At 44.5% G+C, this 18,730-nt stretch carries 16 protein-coding genes; 11 read left to right on the top strand and 5 right to left on the bottom strand.

The annotated features are described in order from the left end of the window. Nucleotides 1-377: 377 nt before the first annotated feature. The 3 genes from KO537_RS12315 to KO537_RS12305 all read left to right on the top strand — a co-directional run bounded on the left by KO537_RS12315 (nt 378) and on the right by KO537_RS12305 (nt 6,142). Nucleotides 378-1,523 (top strand): exonuclease SbcCD subunit D, encoded by a 1,146-nt coding sequence (locus KO537_RS12315; RefSeq protein ID WP_173245580.1) that lies wholly within the window; start codon nt 378-380, stop codon nt 1,521-1,523. Beyond that, nucleotides 1,520-4,576: an SMC family ATPase gene (locus KO537_RS12310; RefSeq protein WP_219234570.1), complete on the top strand. Its 3,057-nt coding sequence runs from the start codon at nt 1,520-1,522 to the stop codon at nt 4,574-4,576. The genes KO537_RS12315 and KO537_RS12310 overlap by 4 nt, the downstream gene beginning before the upstream one ends. Nucleotides 4,577-4,840: 264 nt before the next feature. After that, nucleotides 4,841-6,142: a peptidoglycan DD-metalloendopeptidase family protein gene (locus KO537_RS12305; RefSeq protein ID WP_028760425.1), complete on the top strand. Its 1,302-nt coding sequence runs from the start codon at nt 4,841-4,843 to the stop codon at nt 6,140-6,142. 372 nt (nt 6,143-6,514) lie between these two features. Here the strand turns inward: KO537_RS12305 and KO537_RS12300 are convergent, their stop codons facing one another. From KO537_RS12300 to KO537_RS12285, 4 genes are all read right to left on the bottom strand, one after another. Beyond that, a complete protein-coding gene (locus KO537_RS12300; RefSeq protein WP_219234605.1) occupies nt 6,515-6,970 on the bottom strand; it encodes a hypothetical protein in 456 nt (151 codons plus the stop codon). A gap of 90 nt (nt 6,971-7,060) precedes the next feature. After that, nucleotides 7,061-7,585 (bottom strand): M48 family metallopeptidase, encoded by a 525-nt coding sequence (locus KO537_RS12295; RefSeq protein ID WP_105252910.1) that lies wholly within the window; start codon nt 7,583-7,585, stop codon nt 7,061-7,063. Nucleotides 7,586-7,633: 48 nt separating this feature from the next. Next, a complete protein-coding gene (locus KO537_RS12290; protein WP_028760422.1) occupies nt 7,634-8,071 on the bottom strand; it encodes a DUF3010 family protein in 438 nt (145 codons plus the stop codon). A gap of 203 nt (nt 8,072-8,274) precedes the next feature. After that, entirely contained in the window at nt 8,275-9,630 is a 1,356-nt protein-coding gene (locus KO537_RS12285) for a DEAD/DEAH box helicase (protein ID WP_173496518.1), read from the bottom strand. A gap of 250 nt (nt 9,631-9,880) precedes the next feature. Between KO537_RS12285 and rssA the strand changes: the two genes are divergently transcribed. Then, nucleotides 9,881-10,828 carry a patatin-like phospholipase RssA gene (gene rssA / locus KO537_RS12280; protein WP_105252908.1) on the top strand — a complete coding sequence of 316 codons (948 nt, stop codon included), beginning with the start codon at nt 9,881-9,883 and terminating at the stop codon, nt 10,826-10,828. Between the two features lie 135 nt (nt 10,829-10,963). On the opposite strand, the gene KO537_RS12275 is transcribed toward rssA, so the two are convergent. Next, nucleotides 10,964-11,974, bottom strand: a complete 1,011-nt coding sequence (locus KO537_RS12275; RefSeq protein ID WP_219234569.1) for an NADP-dependent oxidoreductase — start codon at nt 11,972-11,974, stop codon at nt 10,964-10,966. Between the two features lie 146 nt (nt 11,975-12,120). Between KO537_RS12275 and KO537_RS12270 the strand changes: the two genes are divergently transcribed. The 7 genes from KO537_RS12270 (at nt 12,121) to KO537_RS12240 (ending at nt 18,727) form a co-directional block, all read left to right on the top strand. Beyond that, a complete protein-coding gene (locus KO537_RS12270) occupies nt 12,121-12,609 on the top strand; it encodes a MarR family transcriptional regulator (RefSeq protein ID WP_105252906.1) in 489 nt (162 codons plus the stop codon). A 119-nt stretch (nt 12,610-12,728) separates the two neighbouring features. Then, nucleotides 12,729-13,418, top strand: coding sequence for a hypothetical protein (locus KO537_RS12265; RefSeq protein WP_219234568.1), 690 nt, complete (start codon nt 12,729-12,731; stop codon nt 13,416-13,418). 261 nt (nt 13,419-13,679) lie between these two features. Then, nucleotides 13,680-15,797, top strand: coding sequence for an anaerobic ribonucleoside-triphosphate reductase (gene nrdD, locus KO537_RS12260; RefSeq protein WP_173245562.1), 2,118 nt, complete (start codon nt 13,680-13,682; stop codon nt 15,795-15,797). 104 nt (nt 15,798-15,901) lie between these two features. Next, nucleotides 15,902-16,363 carry an anaerobic ribonucleoside-triphosphate reductase-activating protein gene (gene nrdG, locus KO537_RS12255; RefSeq protein WP_219234567.1) on the top strand — a complete coding sequence of 154 codons (462 nt, stop codon included), beginning with the start codon at nt 15,902-15,904 and terminating at the stop codon, nt 16,361-16,363. Between the two features lie 114 nt (nt 16,364-16,477). Continuing rightward, on the top strand, nt 16,478-16,834 hold the full coding sequence (locus KO537_RS12250; protein ID WP_028760414.1) for a YibL family ribosome-associated protein: 357 nt from the start codon (nt 16,478-16,480) through the stop codon (nt 16,832-16,834). Between the two features lie 273 nt (nt 16,835-17,107). Beyond that, nucleotides 17,108-17,722 carry a GTP cyclohydrolase II gene (gene ribA, locus KO537_RS12245; protein ID WP_006087423.1) on the top strand — a complete coding sequence of 205 codons (615 nt, stop codon included), beginning with the start codon at nt 17,108-17,110 and terminating at the stop codon, nt 17,720-17,722. A 57-nt stretch (nt 17,723-17,779) separates the two neighbouring features. Beyond that, nucleotides 17,780-18,727, top strand: a complete 948-nt coding sequence (locus KO537_RS12240) for a hypothetical protein (RefSeq protein ID WP_219234566.1) — start codon at nt 17,780-17,782, stop codon at nt 18,725-18,727. Nucleotides 18,728-18,730 lie beyond the last annotated feature (3 nt).

The raw sequence follows: 18,730 nt of genomic DNA, 5'->3' as shown, positions 1-18,730 counted from the left end.
TGATATTTAGCATTTTATAAAACTCACTCATCAATAGACGCTCTTTAAGCTGCGCATGAGTGTATCTTAGTGGCGTCCATCTTGGCTCAAAAGTTAAGCCGAGGTGGATATCACCCAAAAGATCCGCCAAATGACGACTTAAAACGTCTCATCCTACTTTGAGTTAGGTGTACTCTTTCAAGTTTTTTGAATAGTATTACCTGTCATTTTTAATACACTTTTTAGGCTTCTTATTGTTTTGGTGTGTATTTTAAATATTGTGTACATATTTAATCCGATTGATTTAAGTGCAGTGTCTATCTTGCCAGTCTTATTTTGCATCGACGGGCGGCATGTGCGCTCGGGTTTAGCGCCACCACTTCTTTAAAAGAGCGATTATGAAATTTATCCACACCTCGGACTGGCACATAGGTCGTCAATTACACAATCAATCACTACTGGATGATCAAGCCTTTGTGCTCGAGCAAATTATTGCTCTAGCGGATGAACACAAGGTGGATGCCGTGATTGTGGCGGGGGATATTTATGACAGATCGATTCCGCCTGCGAATGCGGTTGCGCTGTTAGATGATGTGCTTAACCGCTTAGTGCATGATTTAGGCCTGCAAGTCATTATAATTGCAGGTAACCACGATGGTCACGAGCGCTTAGGTTTTGCAGCAAAACAAATGGCGGCAAGTGGGTTACATATTATTGGCCCTTTGAGTGCTGATATTTATCCCATTACTTTGTCGAGTTCAAGCGGTGATGCGGTGTTTTATGCCTTGCCCTATGCCGAACCTGCCACAGTGCGCCAAGTTTTTGAGTGTGAGGCGGCAAGCCATGAGGCCGCAATGACGCTATTGCTTGAACAAGTACGCCAGCACGATAGCCAAGGTTTGCCGAAAGTGGTGATAAGCCATTGTTTTTTGGATGGTGGTAGCGAGTCAGAATCTGAGCGACCACTGAGCATTGGTGGCGCTGATAAAATATCGCCAACGCTATTTACTGAGTTTGATTATGTCGCCCTTGGGCATTTGCACGGACCGCAATACAAAGGTGCAGAGCATGTGCGCTACTCAGGATCGATTTTGAAGTATTCCTTTAGCGAACAACATCAACATAAGTCGGTGACCTTAGTCGAACTTAGCGCGCAAACGCCGATTAAAATTAGTTTATTGCCATTAACGTCAATACGCGATGTCCGCATCTTAGAAGGGGAGTTAGCCACATTACTCGCCCAAGGTAAAACGGATATCAAGCGTGAGGACTACCTTATGGTCAGACTTCTTGATAAACATGCCATTTTAGATGCTATGGGAAAATTGAGAGCCGTTTACCCTAATGTGCTGCATTTAGAGCGGACTGGTCTGATGGCGGGGCAGCAACAAGTCACCTTGAGCCGAGATCATATCAAAAAAGGCGAGATGGACATGTTCCGTGACTTTTTCTCTCAAGTGTCCGGCGAGTCATTAACACAAGCACAGCAAGCCGTGATGGATGAACTCCTGACTAAGCTACACAATGAGGAGCGCCAAGCATGAGACCACTTAGCCTTTCCATGTCAGCCTTTGGCCCCTTTGCATCGACTCAAGAACTTGATTTTACGGCCTTAGGGACTAATCCGTTGTTTTTGATTAATGGACCCACTGGTGCGGGTAAGACGACCTTGCTCGATGGTATTTGCTTTGCCCTCTATGGCAAAACCACTGGTAATGAGCGTGAAGGCAGCCAGATGCGCTGCGATATGGCCGATGATAGTCTGCTAACAGAAGTCACTTTTAGTTTTCAGTTGGGTAATAGCAGTTATCGTATTCGCCGTGTGCCAGAACAAGACAGGGTTAAAAAAAGCGGTGACGGCTCAACGGTGCAGAAGCCCGAAGCACAGTTATATAAGATAGACGCCGCGGGTAATGAAAGTTTGCTTGTAGCGAGCAAAGTCTCTGAGGCAACCGCTGAGATTGAAGCCTTAACTGGCCTCGATGTGGAGCAGTTTCGCCAAGTGATGGTGTTGCCGCAGGGGAAATTTCGCGAATTGTTAATGGCAGACTCCAAAGCAAGAGAACTGATATTTAGTCAGCTATTTCAAACGCATATATACCGACGTATTGAAGATTCCTTAAAAAGTAAGGCTGCAGATATCCGCGCCTTAGTGAAAGATCAACGCAGCCGCCGTGATGGCATTTTACAAAGTGCGGGTTTAGCATCCGATGACGAGCTTAGCTGTGAATTAGCCAAGCTTACGCCAGAACTTGAAACAGCCCAAAGTGCGAAAGAACATGCATTACAGCAGCAACAATGGGTGATAAAAACCAGCGATGCCGCCCAGCATTTATTGGCCGAATTTGTGCAGTTTGATGCCTTAACTCAAACGGTTGCTGCGCTTGATGCACAGCAAGAAAACATGGCTGCGCAAACCTACAAACTGAATTTGGCTAAACAGGCGCAGCACTTGGCACCCATGCTTGAGGTGTTTGTGGCCCGTGAGCAGGAAGCCAAGGCGGCAAGTCTTTCCCTTGAACATGCGAAAACAGCATTAATCAATGCTAAACAAGCCTTCGATAACGCAGAGCTTAAGGCCGCTGATTTGCCCGTGTTGGAAGCGTCGTTACTCGAACAGGAACAGGTCAAACAGCAACTGAATGCCTTAGGGCCGCAGCTCAGGGAATTGGATAGGCTTAATAAAACCCTTGAACAAGAGCAAGCGCAGCTCATTAGCGCGAAAATACAACTTCAGAACAGCAAAAATGAGTTAACCACCGCAGTCCAAAAACGCCGTGAATTGGAATCCGCTCTGCCGCAACTACAGGCCAACAGCGAAACTCGCCTCTCATTGCAACAAGCGCATCAGCAGCAACAGCAGTTATTGTCTACCTATCAGCAATGGCAACAAGTGGCGGCAAGGGTATCGTCGACACAGGCAAAACTTGTTGAGGCTAAAGTCAAAGGGCGACAACTCAGTGCTCAGCATCAGCAAGCACAGGTTACATATAAAGCCTTATTGTTGACTTGGCATCAAGGACAGGCCGCTATTTTAGCGCGGCAATTACAGCAAGATGAACCTTGCCCTGTTTGTGGCAGCCAAACACATCCACAGCCAGCACAAAGCCAAGATCCACTCCCAAGTGATGAAGCGCTGCAATTAGCACTTGAGGCTGAAACGAATGCTCAAGAAATCCTGAGCAAAGCCAGAGCGGAATATCGTGGGCTACAAACGCAGTTAGAAACCTTGCAACAGCAAGCACAAGATCTCGCGGTCCAATTGGGCACTGCGGTTGATATTCCTTTAGACGAACATACACATACCTTGTCGCAATACGCTTTCTCACTCACTCAAGCGGAGCAAGCCCATCAGCAGTTACAGCTGTTACAGCAAGAGATTGCATTGTTGCACGCACAGGAAACGCATCTACAACAAAAGCTAGAGCAAGGACAAACACACGACAGTGCACTGCAATCTAAAGTGGATCTATTGCAGGGGCAGTTAGCGCACATGCAGCAAAGTGTTCCATCTGCGCTTGCAACGCTTGAGGCCTTAACTGCAGCAATCGCGCAAAATCAGCAAAGTATCAGCCAAATTAAGCAACAGATCACTAGTGTTAGGGATCTCCAACAACAGACTGGCCAATCTTTTGTTGCGGCTAAAGCGGCACTTAATGGTGCTGAAAATGCTGCTGAGGCGGCATTAGCCCAGCAAACGCGTGCACAGCAGCAACTCAATCAGCAATTAGTCGCAGCAGGTTTTGCCGATCAACAGGCCTTATTTGAGGCCATGCTGGATGAAGAACAACAGCGTGCATTAGCCAGCGAGATTGAGGCTTACCAACAGCGCAGTGCTTTGACCAAGGCACAGTGCGAGCAGTTAGCGCTTAAGCTTAAAGATAAAGTGCCACCTGATAGCATTAAGCTGGCTGCTGAGCTTGAGTTCGCGCAGCAAGCATTACACGCAGCAGAGCAGGCATGGCAGTTGCTTCACACGCGCACAGTATTACTGATGCAAACCCAAACCCAGCTGAGTATTGCCGATGCAAAAGCTAAGGTTTTGGAAGATGAATATGCGGTTATCGGCACCCTTGCAGATGTCGCTAATGGAAATACAGGTAATAAGATCAGTCTGCAACGTTTTGTGTTAAGCGTACTGCTTGACGATGTGTTGTTAGAGGCAAGCCACAGGCTACACCTAATGAGCAAAGGGCGTTATCGTTTACTACGTAAGGAAGATAGGGCCAAGGGCAACAAAGCTTCTGGGCTCGAATTAGAAGTAGAAGATGCTTATACCTCCAAAGTGCGTCCTGTGGCCACCTTAAGCGGTGGTGAAAGTTTTATGGCAGCATTATCTATGGCGTTAGGCCTATCTGATGTCGTGCAAGCCTATGCAGGTGGTATTAAACTCGATACTTTATTTATCGATGAAGGCTTTGGCAGTTTAGATCAAGATTCTTTAGAACTGGCCATTCGGACCCTGATGGATTTGCAATCCTCTGGCCGCATGATAGGGGTGATCTCGCACGTGTCGGAAATGAAAGAGCAGATAAATACCCGCATCGACATCAATAAAACCTCACATGGGAGCGAAATGACGATAGTTTTGCCTTAGTTGCTCATTCTCACAGAGTGCGATAAATAACAAATTGTTTTATAAGTGTTATTTATTGTATCTCCTGTGTGTTTAACATTCGGATAATACACACAAAGTGAGTTGGAAATGCCAACTAGCGCATGTTTTTCATTAATGGTACAACAAAAGAGTGAAATAGCGTTTGTCATAATCGGTTTTTTGATATAAGTTGGAAAAAATTCGGGCTTCCCTCAAAGGGACTGGTCAAAAATAGAACGCAAAGTTAACGAAAGGTGAAAAGCGTTGCAAACAGGCAAACCCAACTTTATCAACTTATCGCAAACCCGTTTGCAGAACTTATCATCGACCCAAAAGAACATTCTATTAATGGGTAGTTTGTTGATGGGTGCTGCGATGTTGATGCCGAATAATAACCATGTTACGCCAACTGCTCAGCGTATCCCTGTTGTTCTCGATATTGAAAATATTCTCCCTCAAGTTTCTGAACCTGAAGTCCTAGATCAAGCTGCACTCATTAATAATGCTCCCCAGTTTGAGCGAATTATCGTTTCCGGTGATACCTTAAGTGGGTTATTTTCCAAGGCGGGTGTTGATCAGCAGACTATGTATAAGGTTTTAGAAGCTGATTTAAACATTTTGGCACTTGATACCTTGTTACCTGGTAACAGAATGCAATTTTGGCTTGATAGTGAAGGTCAGTTACAAAAATTAGAACTTTATTTTAACGCTGCCCGCCAAGTGGTTTTTACGCGTTATGAAGACGGTAGTTTTAATGTTGAAGAAGTGAACGTTGAAGGTGTTTGGCAAAATCGAATTTTGACTGGCGATATTAAAGGTTCTTTCTACGTTTCAGCCCAAAAAATGGGCTTAGCCGCTGCAGATATTCAGCGAATTGAAGATTTACTCAAAGAAAAATTGAATTTTGCCCGTGATTTACGAGCTGGCGACAAATTCTCAGTTTTGGTAAATGATCAATATGTTGAAGGTGAACCGACGGGAAGTAGCCAAATTTTAGGCGTCAGTATTAAAAGTGGTCGTTCTGAAATTAGTGCATATCAATATTCTGATGGTAGTTATTATGATGCTAAAGGTCAGAGTTTAGTTCGGGCATTCCAACGTTATCCGTTAGCTAAACAACCGCGTATGAGTTCACGTTTTAACAGCCATCGCAAACACCCAATCACAGGGCGTATTTCTCCCCATAATGGAACAGATTTTTCTGTGCCGATCGGGACTAAAGTTGTTGCACCTGGTGATGGAATTGTCAGTTTAGTGACGGACCATCAGTTTGCTGGTAAGTATATTGTGATTGAACATGGTGGTAAGTACCGTACCCGTTACCTACATTTGTCTAAGGCGTTAGTGCGTAAAGGTCAACGTGTAACTCGCGGTCAAGTGATTGCTTTATCTGGTAATACAGGTCGTTCGACTGGCCCGCATTTGCATTATGAATTCCATATCAATGGTAAACCTGTTGATCCGTTGAAAGCCGATATTCCTATGTCGAGCAAGTTAGCGAATCAAGATTTACGCACATTCACTAATATGGTGAAGAGTCGTGAAGCTATAATGAACTTAGGTTAGCCAAACCTAAGCTAATAGAATTTATAGTATCAAAGTTTGAATAAACAATAGCACTGGCTTTCTAGAAGAGTTTATCAATGCCGATGAAATGAAAGTTTCATCGGCATTTTTGTTTCCAAAATGCTTATTGTGGTAGACATTTTCCTGCTATCACGAGTACTGTTCGAGTTGTATAAAAGCTTAAAATTTGTTCGACTCGAAGTCGTGGCGATAAAACATAAGGGGATAAAATAGATAGGATCTTCAGTTAGAAGTGTTATAGCGAGTCATTCAAAAGGTTGTGAAGAGGAAAATTGTGCGGCTGAAGAGCTTATAACGTTTTTTATTAAGGACTGAACAGAGAACCAAATATGCAGTGCTAAATCGTGCCTATCAGCTTGCGTGGCGCCTTTGCATCACTTTTAATGCGCACTTGCACAATTTACCTTTTAATGCGGGACAGCCACCACAGGGTGATTTTTTAAAGGGACGTAATGCAAAGCTGTGTTCCGTGGGTAAAGGAGAAAGTCGAGTAATAATAGTCGATGAAAATGTCGCATCATTTGCGGCAATAAACTTAGCTTTCGCGAGTTTTAATTGTTTTTTGAGTGTTGATTTATTGTTATGGGCAAATTCTTGCAGAGCAATATGCTTAGAGAGTAATTGGGTGAGGTGCTTTCGTTGAGCCTTTTTATTCGTCAAAGATTTATCAGTCAGGGTGTTCAGACGAGATAAGGATGGAATCACTTTTCCTGAACTTGAAACAGATTTCGCCTGTGTTTTGAGTAACTTTTTAGCTTGTTTTTTACACCATTTGCTCAAAAGTTTATCGATATTCTGTTTCGTCATTGTCATTACTGAGTTCTCCTGCGTGAGATACTTCAGCATTCTAAATGAAAACTATTATCAGTCAAGTTTTGGGCGAAAAATATACGAAGGTTAGGTATCGACTTTATCTGTAGAATAAGGGGATATGTTAGCGTCGATGCAAGTCAATAATAAGCGCAAATCAAATTCAAACTGGTGATAATCCGGCTCCATGTGGGTACACAAATTATAGAAAGCTTTGTTGTGATCTTTTTCTTTTAAATGGGCTAATTCATGTACTACGACCATACGCAACAAAGGTTCTGGCACACGCTTTAAACGCGAAGAAATGCGAATTTCGTTCTTCGCTTTGATTTTATTGCCTTGAACTCGTGCTACGTAAGAATGCAAGCCAAGTGCATGATGGCTAATATTAATTTTGTCATCAAATATCACTTTTGAGAGCGGGGAGGACTGGCGTAAAAATTGATTTTTAATCGTCTGAGTATAGTCGTACAGCGCTTTATCGCTACGAACGCTATGTATGACAGGATGACGTTTCAGCAATAGCTTGGGTAATGTGCCAGCATCGAGATGTTGCTGTACCTGCTGTTGAATATCAAGGCTGTAACCGTTTAAGTACTTTAATGGATTCATAGAGGATTTAGCTCCGAATGACTTCGGAGCCTGAGTTCATCACATTACTTATACTTTGCCAAAAATTCGGCGATTTTGATGGGCATAAGCGGCTTCGAAAGCTAACTGCTGTACTTTTTTAAGATCTAAACTATCGAAATCAACTTGGGGTGGATTGCGCTTGTTTTGCTCTTTGATAGTGACAGGAGACAATAGACTGACAGGTAATTCCCCTAATTGAATGGCTGCTTCAAGTTTAAAGCTTGTCGCTGAACCCGCGAGTTTACCTTTTTGCTCACGTTCTATGATGACAACTTCATCAACGCGATAATCTTGCATAAGCTTATGAAAAGCGAAGTGAAACTCACGAATAGCTTCTGTGGTAGCAGATTGGGAAACGGTGAAAGACACCTTACGGCATTCTGGCACATTGAAGGTTTCACCTTCATAGCTCAATAAACTGATAATGGCTTCGCCACCTTTTAATTCAACACCACAAACTCTCATGTTACACCTTCAAAATATCGATAATAGCGCTATTGTAGCTGGAAATGACATGAGGATCAGTGTTTACCATGCGCTTTTGATTCGCTTGGCGACAGACTGATAATTTTAGTATGTCAATTTCCAGTATTAGATCATGCCTATGTGATTTGTATCAGAGATAATATCTGATGTTAAATCCACCGGCCTTTATGCATAAATTAGTTTTAAACTTCTTCAGTATCATTATCTTGCAGTAATTGTGCCGCAGCAGGTTTTCTACGCATAGGAGCATCGCCGACATCCACGCCCGTGATGAAACGCTTATCCCGCGACGGTGCTGGTGTGGTTGCTTTGGTTCTTTTGCTCTTACCTTTAGCAAGCTCCGCTTTAGCAACACGTTTTACTGGCGTTTGTTTAGCTTTGCTTTTTAGACCACTAAATTTAGCTTCTAGGCCTGGAATTGTGCTGATCTCAAAGGTTTTTCTGAGGAAGACTTGGACTTTCTTAAAGTTGTCCCAATCTTTTGGCCCGACGAGCGATATCGCATCACCTTTTGCGCCTGCACGACCAGTACGGCCGATACGATGCACGTATTCTTCGGCAAATTTAGGCATGTCGAAGTTAACGACCAAGGACACATTGAGCAAATCCAGGCCGCGAGAGGCGACATCGGTTGTCACTAGTACTTGTTGTTGGCCACGGGCAAATTGGTCCATGATTTGGTTTCGTGCGGCCTGCTTTAAATCACCGCTGAGTGCGGCGGTTGCAAAACCTTGCGTGGTTAATTTAGCGGCTAAGCGCTCAGTATCTGGACGCGTCGCGGTAAAAATAATCACTTGTTTATGGGTTTCATCTTTGAGCAAACGGGCTAATAACGCTTCTTTATGGTCTAAGTGGTCACATAAAAAGATACGTTGATGAATATCGTTATGCTCAGAGTGAGCCGCGCCAATCGCCACGTGCGCTGGATTTTTTAGTAATGTTGCTGCGATATCATTGATTTCGTCGTGATCTAACGTGGCAGAAAACATCAGAGTTTGACGGCGTTTATGATCGGCTGCATCGTTGATGGCTTTTAACTGCGGGGCAAAGCCTAAATCTAACATGCGGTCGGCTTCATCGAGGACTAATAACTCTAAGCCATTGAGAAAAAGATGCTTCTGTTCTAAATGATCGGCGATACGGCCTGGAGTCGCGACAATAAAATGCGGTTCTTTCGCTAAGGCTTTGGCTTGGTCATTAAAGTTTTCACCGCCCAGTACGCTGATGGCCTTGTATTGGGTGTTGGCGACAAGGAGGCGAAGCTGACTATAAACCTGATGTGCTAGTTCGCGAGTCGGTAATAAAATCAAGACTCTAGGATCACGTTTCGACAGTGAGCGGGTAGAAATGACTCTTTGCAATGCGGGTAACAAAAACGCTAAGGTTTTACCTGAGCCCGTTTTTGATGACGCCATTAAATCTTTACCTGCCAATGCGATAGGCAGTGCTTGTTCCTGGATGGCGGTGGGTTCTGTGATCCCCATATGTTTTATGCTTTGAAGCAGACGCTGGTCCAGAGAAAAATCGGTAAATTGCAAAGGTATATCCCCTAAATCTTAGTAAGGGCAGATTATAGCCTTAATCGCCCTTGCTCAGCTATCCACATCGGTGATTATCTCTGCTTCATGCACGGATTGATGTAGAAAGTGTGCCATTTATGCTCTGTTGATTGTATTTATTTACATTGGTATTACAACCTCTTAATTGTGTCGTTTTTACCGATTGACAGTGGATATGGCAGGATTTTACGTTATCGTGTACTGCATTGAGTTACAGGAGAAATGATTTATGGCTAACGGAACAACCCCTTCGGTAGGTATTGCCTTGGGCAGTGGGGCGGCGAAAGGTTGGGCACATATAGGTGTATTGAATGGTTTAGCTGCCATGGGTATTAAGCCCGATAAAGTGGCTGGATGTTCGGTGGGGGCTTTAGTGGGTGCCGCTTACGCCCATGATCATTTACCCGAGTTAGAAAAATGGGTGCGCGGTTTTTCTAGTTGGGACGTGCTTGGCTTGATGGATATTCGATGGCGTAAGGGCGGGCTTATCGGCGGAGACAAGGTGTTCGATGTGCTGCATGCACGTATAGGAGATGTGAATATTGAGAATCTCAATCGTCCCTTTGCAGCCGTCGCGACTGACTTATACTCTGGTCAGGAAATTTGGTTTACTGAAGGGGATTTACGGCAAGCGGTACGGGCCTCTTGCTCCATGCCGGGGATTTTAGCCCCTGTCAGACAAGGAGAACGCTGGTTAGTCGATGGCGCTGTGGTGAATCCTGTTCCTGTTTCGGTTAGCCGTGCCATGGGCGTTGATGTAGTGATTGCAGTGGATTTATATGGTTATCATTCTGGGCGTATCCAAGTGTTACCCGTGAATATGACCAGCCAAAGGACTGTCCAAGCTGAAATGGATATGCCAGCGCGACAAGAAACGGGCTTTATGGATTTATTTGCCCGTGGCCGAGATTATGTCAGTAACCTAACCGATAAGTTTTCGCTCGGCACTAAATCGAATCCGGGGATGATTGCTGTGATGTCGCAATCTATGGGTATTTTAGAGCAAAGACATAAGCGGGCGCGGTTGATGGGCGATCCACCAGATATTTGTATTGTGCCAGAGGTGGGAAATATCGGCACTATGGAGTTTCACCGTGCTGATGAGGCGATTGCCGCCGGCGAAGCTGCGGTGGAGAAAGTCGCCCACTTGATTGAAGCTGCGCTCTGGAAAGGCTGATGATGCAAAATGTAGAGTCAAAAGCTTTCATATAGATAGCGTTTGATTGCAAGATAAACAAAAGTCGGTATCACTTTCGCGATACCGACTATTTGCTATCTCATATTGAGATGTTTATACCGCTTTGTTGGTGACTTAGGCTAGTTTTACCAACATTTTACCGCGATTCTTACCTTCAAATAGACCGATAAAAGCATCAGGTGCTTGTTCAAGCCCTTGATAAATTGTTTGTTCTGCTTTGACTTTGTCTTCCGCTAACCATTGAGTCATTTTTGCGGTGAACTCAGGATAATGCGCCCAATGTTCGGATACGATAAAACCTTCTAACTTGAGTTTTCGCATTACAATTAGGGCTAAGTTGTCAGGGCCAGGCGTTGGAGTTGTGTTGTTATATTGCGAAATCATACCGCAAACAGCGATACGTCCATGATCTTTCATATTGCTCAGCGCTGCGGCTAAATGCTCGCCACCGACGTTCTCAAAATACACGTCAATTCTTTCTGGGGCGGCTTTTGTCAACGCTTGGGTGAGATTGCCACAAGTCTTGTAATTGATGACCGCATCAACACCATAACTTTTTAATAATTCAGCTTTTTCATCTGAACCGACAGAGGCTATTACACGAGCACCTATTAGTTTACCAATTTGGCAGGCTACGCTACCTACTGCGCCAGAGGCTGCGGAAACGAACAGTGTCTCACCCGCTTTTAAATCTGTAATGCGAGTCAGTCCTGTCCAAGCTGTCATGCCTGGCATTCCGAGTACGCCGAGGAAATGTGAATTATCAAGCGTAGTTAGTGGTAAAGCTGTCAGTCCTGCGGTATCTGTGACTGCGTGTTCACGCCAACCTAGCATGCTGCTGACTTTAGTACCAACCGGGAACTCGGTGTTTTTTGACGCGATAACTTCACCAATCGCACCGCCTTCTAAGACTTGATTTAAGGCGAAGGGCGGAACATAACTCTTGCGATCAACCATGCGCCCGCGCATGTAAGGGTCAACCGACATCCATAGATTTTTAATCAGCACTTGTCCATCAGCGAGCGGTGCTAACGCTTTATTTACTAAAGTAAAGTTCTGTGCTGTAGGCATGCCTTCTGGGCGACTAGCTAGATGGATTTCACGGGTTTCAGTCATACTCTTCATAAAAACTCACCTTTTGTTTGTGCGCAAACTAATGATGTTAACTCTACGTGGCTTTAAGATCGAATGCAAATAGTTTGCGCGCAAACTAGATGAGGTGGGACAGATCGGATAAGATAGCGTTATGTTTAAATGACAGGCGCTTAAACGTGCAGAATTGCTTACCTCAACCTGAGCTAGACGCTACAAAACAGACTCATAGCCAAGCTTCTAGCGATCCACTCTGTTTATCCGATAATGTTTGTTTCGCGTTATATTCTGCGAGCAATGCATTAGTGCGTGCTTATCGGCCTCTACTCGAGGCATACGAGTTAACTTTCCCTCAATATTTAGTGATGCAAACCCTGTGGCGTCAAAACGGCTGCAGCCAAACCCAGCTATCAATGGCGACTAAACTCGATATGGGAACCCTAACGCCAATCGTCAAGCGGTTAGAGTTGAAGGGGTTGATTACGCGATTAGCCTGCGTTGAAGATGAGCGGAAAAAGCTGATCACTCTGACAAGTCAAGGAGAGGGTATCAGGCACGAAGCTCTTGCCTTGAAGCAAACCTTACTAGATAAAGTGCAGATGGACGCTGAGGCACTCGATTTACTAAGGCGGCAATGTCTTGCCTTGATCGAAGACATACAGTCCTAGATATAAGTTAGTTTATGCATAGTGATGCTATTAACTCAGGGGTTGCACTGATTAATACTTGATTGGCTTAGTTTTTGCTTTAAAACCGTCATTGAGTCTTAGACGCCGAATTTTTGACGATGAATTCTATTTTAAATGCCTTTAATCTTAATCGCAGCAGTGCCAGTATCGCCGATGCTTATGGTGCCAATAGCCAAAAGACGAGCACGGCTAAAACCGATACTACGACAGAAACAAATAAAACGCAGACGGATGCTACCAAACCCGATAAAGGTAAAACCGATGAGATAGCGCTGTCGCCACGGGCGCAACGCGCACAGAAAATTCAATCGATGGCGAAGGATTTTTTTGCCGATGGTCAATTTGGCGTCGCCGATATTCCCGCATTGGTGTCGCGCTTACAAAAAGATGGCATTTTATCGGATGTGCAACTCGAGCGTTTATCGAAAAACGGTATTACAGTGCCGAGCACAACAACGCCGACTAAACAATCGTTGCAAGATTTTTTAGATGATGAAATCAAGTCATTAGCTAAAAAATCACCTAATAATCCTCTTATCAATACCTTAGTAGATGCTAAGAACGTCTTAACCAATATGGATGATGCTCAGTCGCCGGTGTTAGCCCAGAAGGCCACGAAAGTCCTTAGCCAATTGACGGATTATTTGAATTCTGAACCTCCGCTTACGGATGCTCAAAAGCAGCAGTGGCAGGGGCTAAAATCTATGATGCAACTCGCTTCATCTATGGGGTCACATCAATCTGCATCGGGCCAACTCAGTAGTTATCTTGCGCTTGCTAAACGTTAATTCACATCCATAGTGCGTGATAAACACAAATTGTCACGCATTTAACTAGCTGGGTTTAATCAGCAGGTCAAGGCGCAATTTTCAGATAATTGGGCCTAGCTGCAGTTCTTGTTTGTTCTTTTATTTCATCCTAAAAACTATGATCTGGATCATGGACTCCTTACCGTCATTGTAGCCTAATGCTCTACATATTGTGTTTTATGCTTTCAAAATCACTAGATGTAGTGTTAATTTTTAGGCGAGATGGAGAGGAACTGAACAATGCCAGTCGTAATTAAGCGTGATGGTTGCCGCACACCTTTTGATGAAACAAGGATAAGGGATGCAGTGAATGCCGCTGCAAACTCAGTTGGAATAGAGGATGGCGACTATGCAGCGACAGTGGCAGCGTGTATCAGTCAGAGCGTCGCGCCATTAGCTGAAGTCGATATCCACCATCTACAAGATGCGGTTGAGAATTTACTGATGGAAGGGCCGTACAAGTCCCTGGCGCGGGTGTATATCGAATACCGCCACGACAGAGATGTGTGCCGTGAAGCGACCAGTAAACTCAACCTCGAAATCCGTGGTTTAGTTGAGCAAAGCAATGCGGCTTTGCTCAATGAAAATGCTAATAAAGATTCAAAAGTCATTCCTACTCAGCGGGATTTACTCGCGGGCATAGTCGCCAAACATTACGCCAAGAGTCATATTTTGCCAAAGGATGTGGTCGCTGCCCATGAAGCGGGCGAGATCCATTACCACGACCTAGATTACTCTCCGTTTTTCCCGATGTTTAACTGCATGTTGATTGATTTAGCTGGCATGTTGACCCACGGCTTTAAAATGGGTAATGCCGAAATTGAAACCCCTAAGTCTATTTCAACAGCGACAGCGGTGACCGCGCAGATTATTGCCCAAGTGGCGAGTCATATCTATGGCGGAACTACTATCAACCGTATCGATGAAGTGTTAGCGCCATTTGTCGCTAAGAGCTACGACAAGCATTACCAAATTGCCCTGAATTGGAAGATTACCGACGCCAAAGCCTTTGCCACGGCGCAAACTGAAAAAGAATGTCACGATGCATTCCAGTCTTTGGAATATGAGGTCAATACCTTACACACTGCCAATGGCCAAACACCGTTCGTGACCTTTGGGTTTGGTTTAGGTACGTCGTGGGAATCACGCTTAATTCAGCAATCTATGCTCAAAGTGCGGATGGCGGGATTGGGTAAAAATCGCAAGACTGCAGTATTCCCTAAGCTAGTGTTTGCGATTCGCGATGGTATTAATCATAAAGCGGGCGATTGCAATTACGATGTAAAACAGATGGCGCTCAAATGCGCAACAATGCGCATGTATCCCGACATCCTCAACTACGAGCAAGTCGAGAAAGTTACCGGTTCATTTAAAACCCCAATGGGCTGCCGTAGCTTTTTAGGCACCTATGAAGAAAATGGCGAGCTTGTGCATGAAGGGCGCAATAATTTGGGAGTGGTCAGTTTAAACCTGCCGCGGATTGCCTTAGAAGCCAATGGCGATGAGACTGAGTTTTATCGTATTTTAGATGACAGATTAGTATTAGCCCGTAAAGCGCTGGATACCCGTATTGAGCGACTGAATGGTGTTAAAGCCCGTGTGGCACCTATCCTTTATATGGAAGGCGCCTGTGGTGTACGCTTGCGCGCTGATGATGATGTGGCGCAAATCTTTAAAAATGGCCGCGCTTCGATTTCACTCGGTTACATTGGCCTGCATGAAACCATGAATGCACTCTATGGCACCCAAACCCATGTATTTGACGATGCACAATTGAGGGAAAAAGCCGTCGCTATTGTAGCCTATCTTAAAGCGGCCACGGATGCATGGAAGGCCGAAACAGGTTATGGCTTTAGTCTGTATAGCACGCCAAGTGAGAGTCTCTGCAGCCGTTTTTGTAAACTGGATGCGAAGCAATTTGGGCTAGTCACAGGGGTGACGGACAAGGGCTATTACACTAATAGTTTCCACCTCGATGTGGAAAAAAGTGTTAACCCTTACGATAAAATTGATTTTGAACAGCCATATCCCGCTATCGCGAACGGCGGCTTTATTTGTTATGGCGAATATCCCAATATGCAGCATAACCTCGAAGCGCTGGAAAACGTCTGGGATTATAGCTACAGCCGCGTGCCTTACTATGGCACTAACACGCCAATTGATGAATGCTACGACTGTGGTTTTACCGGTGAATTTAGTTGTACCAGTAAAGGGTTCACTTGCCCTAAGTGTGGCAATCATGAGCCTAGTCGGGTTTCTGTGACGCGCCGTGTGTGCGGTTACTTAGGCAGTCCTGATGCGCGGCCCTTTAATTATGGCAAGCAAGAAGAAGTAAAACGCAGGATCAAACACTTGTAACACTATTACCTTATTCTGCCTGTTAGACTTATTCCGTGGCATCAAATAGTGCCACGGGATGAGTGTCAGTGTTAAAAGATGAAATGCACTATGAGTGACCATCAATGAATTACCATCAATATTTCCCTATCGATGTGGTCAATGGCCCAGGTACCCGTGCGACCTTGTTTGTCTCTGGCTGTGAGCACCAGTGCCGCGGTTGTTACAACCAAAGCACGTGGGATCCCCGTTCTGGGCATGTGTTTGATAGGACGATGGAAGATAGGATTATTGCCGATCTCAATGATCAGCGGATTGTGCGCCGTGGTTTATCGCTTTCGGGCGGAGATCCTTTATTGCCTGTCAATCTCAGTGCCATTTTGACGCTCGTCAAACGAGTCAAGGCTGAGTGTAAGGGGAAGGATATTTGGCTGTGGACAGGTTATGTGCTCGATGAGTTGAGTGATGAACAGCGCGTCGTGTTGGCTTATATTGATGTGCTGGTGGACGGAAAATTTGAACAAAGTCTTGCCGATCCGAGTCTTGTCTTTCGCGGTAGCAGCAATCAGATCATTCGTTTGTTATAAAAGCGGTAACGAGGATCTGTAACTTGCTGCTATAATCTCAGGCCTTGACACAGACGCTAGCATAATCAGGCTAAGATTTTACTGTGGCTAACTTAGGTAATTTAAGGTAACAGAATGAATTTAAAGCAAGAACTGCAGCAGCTTAACGATAAATTAGATAAATTTCGTCGTAAACTTGCTGCGGCTGAACAAAGAGGCGATGACGTCATTATTGCCCAGTTCAAACGCGAAATCGCTGCGGTCACTAAGCAAATCGGCAGTGTGAAAGGGCAACAAACCCGCTTATTGAATAAGCAAGGGTCAGATATTAAAGGTTTGCCTTTCCATCGTGCTTTGACAAAAGCGGAACAAGCAGACATGGGCAAACTGAAAAAGTCTGTCAAAGGGCTTGTGGTAATCCACCCTATGACGGCTATCGGCCGTGAAATGGGGCTAACGGAAGTTACTGGATACGCTCCCGCAAAATTTTAATGTGGGATAGGATGTCACTGGCACGGGATCGAGTGTCGATCACGTGTTTGTGCTCCTTGTATTTAATGCACTGCTTCGTTTTAATCCATTCCTTCGTGCTGCCCATCGAAAAGACATTCATGTTTGGTTTAGTTGATTAAAACACTAAAGTATTTCTGGATTGTTCGAAAACACTTTAGAATGGTGCGCTTAGTTGGCTAAGTGCCTAATCCTCGTTTTGTTTCTAGGGATCTTATTCGTCTCATGGAATGAGAGTTGTCGTTAAGGTTAAGTATGTCGATAAAATATGTCGCGACGTCAAAGTTACCCACTCCTTGGGGCGTGTTTGCCATGCATGGTTTTGAAGATACCGAATCAGGTAAAGAGCATGTTGCGCTCACATTCGGTACGCTCAGTGCGGATGAACCTGTGTTGGGCCGTATTCATTCCGAGTGTTTAACCGGCGATGCTTTATTTAGCTTGCGTTGTGACTGTGGTTTTCAGTTACAAGCAGCCATGCAAAATATTGCGGAAACGGGCAGTGGCTTTATCCTCTATTTACGCCAAGAAGGCCGTGGCATTGGTTTGCTGAATAAAATTCGCGCCTATGAGCTGCAAGATAAAGGCGCTAACACGGTTGAAGCCAACGAGCAACTCGGTTTCGAAGCGGATATGCGTAAATACGACATGATCAAGCCTATGCTGGAACAGATAGGGGTGAAGCATGTGCGTTTGATGACCAATAATCCGCGTAAAGTGAAAGCGATGAAGGAGTTTGGCATCGAAGTGGTTGAGCGCGTACCACTGCAAGTTGGTAAAAATCGTTATAACGAAGCGTACTTAAAAACTAAATCCACTGAGCTTGGACACATGATGTCTGAATATCATTTTATGGATGAAAATAAGTAGTTTTGTCATAATGATGAGTCGACCGATTGAGTTAAAAATGAGGAAGGTTTAAGTCAATTGAGCCATTGTTTCAGTCGGTTGCTATTAAGCTTGTCGCTAATGTGCTTGGTATTACTGAGCGTTATTCCTACCACCTTTGCCGATAGTATTTCCGCTACAAATACATTCATATCTGCATCTCAAGCGGATGATCCCGGCTTTTCTATCAATCATGCATCTAATAGTAATGCTAATGGTAGTAATCCGATAGAAACTAGCGCTAATCCAAATTCTGTTTACGCCTTTGGTAGTTATCTTGGCACTGGCGTTTACCGCGCTGCAAACCAAAATGCGACCGTCGTTAGTATTCCGTTAACTTTTGATTTGAAGAAAGATAGCGGTAGCCAAACTTGGTTACGTTTACCTATCTCCTTTGGCTTTTTTGATTATTTAGCCAAAGATATCACTGAAGGCGAGTTACCGTCGTCGATAGGTACTATGACAGTTACCCCAGGTTTTGAGCATCATTGGCAGGCGAGCGAAAATACTCGAATGGAAGGGTATTTAGATATCGGTTTTGGCACTAACTTCGATAAAAACGATAACGTTGCTATTATCGCCTCAGGGATCAGTAGCTTGTATGACTTTACCTTAGCAGGGCAGGATGCTGTGTGGGTATCGAGATTACGCTTTGCAGGGTACAGCGAGCACTATGGTAAGTTTTCGGATCAATTTGCAGTACTACAAACAGGTGTTGATTTAGGGTTAGCACCACGCTGGCAATGGTGGGATCTGCAGGTGCAACCAAGGATCTTTGCTGTAGGCTATTGGTATTTCAATGAACTTAGATTTATTAGCGAGATAGAGCAAGATACCATAGTTTCAGGCAGTTATGAGGCCGGTTTTTCCCTCGCGTTTTCTAAGCCGTTAGGCGGTGAATTATTGAGTGTTGATCGCATCGGATTTAGTTATCGTCGTGGCGATGGGCTCAATGTTTGGCGTTTAATGTTTAGCTTTCCTATCTAGGTT

The sequence above is a fragment of the Shewanella sp. NKUCC01_JLK genome (assembly GCF_019345615.1).
GTDB lineage: Bacteria > Pseudomonadota > Gammaproteobacteria > Enterobacterales > Shewanellaceae > Shewanella > Shewanella oncorhynchi.
The sequence above is the reverse complement of the archived record's forward strand: the minus strand, read 5'-3'. Positions and strand labels throughout refer to the sequence as shown.

Bases quoted from the DNA above. Each gene is read 5' to 3' on its own strand.
- KO537_RS12315 (WP_173245580.1), top strand. From the start codon at position 378: ATGAAATTTATCCACACCTCGGACTGGCACATAGGTCGTCAATTACAC.
- KO537_RS12310 (WP_219234570.1), top strand. From the start codon at position 1,520: ATGAGACCACTTAGCCTTTCCATGTCAGCCTTTGGCCCCTTTGCATCG.
- KO537_RS12300 (WP_219234605.1), bottom strand. From the start codon at position 6,970: ATGACGAAACAGAATATCGATAAACTTTTGAGCAAATGGTGTAAAAAA.
- KO537_RS12295 (WP_105252910.1), bottom strand. From the start codon at position 7,585: ATGAATCCATTAAAGTACTTAAACGGTTACAGCCTTGATATTCAACAG.
- KO537_RS12290 (WP_028760422.1), bottom strand. From the start codon at position 8,071: ATGAGAGTTTGTGGTGTTGAATTAAAAGGTGGCGAAGCCATTATCAGT.
- rssA (WP_105252908.1), top strand. From the start codon at position 9,881: ATGGCTAACGGAACAACCCCTTCGGTAGGTATTGCCTTGGGCAGTGGG.
- KO537_RS12275 (WP_219234569.1), bottom strand. From the start codon at position 11,974: ATGAAGAGTATGACTGAAACCCGTGAAATCCATCTAGCTAGTCGCCCA.
- KO537_RS12265 (WP_219234568.1), top strand. From the start codon at position 12,729: ATGAATTCTATTTTAAATGCCTTTAATCTTAATCGCAGCAGTGCCAGT.
- nrdD (WP_173245562.1), top strand. From the start codon at position 13,680: ATGCCAGTCGTAATTAAGCGTGATGGTTGCCGCACACCTTTTGATGAA.
- nrdG (WP_219234567.1), top strand. From the start codon at position 15,902: ATGAATTACCATCAATATTTCCCTATCGATGTGGTCAATGGCCCAGGT.
- KO537_RS12250 (WP_028760414.1), top strand. From the start codon at position 16,478: ATGAATTTAAAGCAAGAACTGCAGCAGCTTAACGATAAATTAGATAAA.
- ribA (WP_006087423.1), top strand. From the start codon at position 17,108: ATGTCGATAAAATATGTCGCGACGTCAAAGTTACCCACTCCTTGGGGC.